Consider the following 210-nt stretch of genomic DNA (forward strand, 5'->3'; position numbering starts at 1 on the left):
TTGCAGATGCTGCTACACTTCCTACGATTACCGCACAATGTAGTGTTACGAGTCTTACTCCACCAACGGCTACCGACAATTGTTTGGGAGTTGTTACAGCTAGTACTACAGCGGTTCTTCCTATTACTTCCTCTACAACAGTAGTTTGGACGTATTCAGATGGAACCAACAGCACGACACAAAATCAAAGTATTGTAATAGCGGATACTA

The 210-nt window shown here is 42.9% G+C and carries 1 protein-coding gene; it reads left to right on the top strand.

Annotation, left to right across the window (positions count from 1 at the left end):
- Positions 1–210 (top strand): hypothetical protein (locus WFZ86_RS20360; RefSeq protein ID WP_342693648.1); only part of this gene is annotated, 210 nt, incomplete at both ends.

It is taken from the genome of Flavobacterium polysaccharolyticum (genome assembly GCF_038739875.1).
GTDB classification, from domain to species: domain Bacteria; phylum Bacteroidota; class Bacteroidia; order Flavobacteriales; family Flavobacteriaceae; genus Flavobacterium; species Flavobacterium polysaccharolyticum.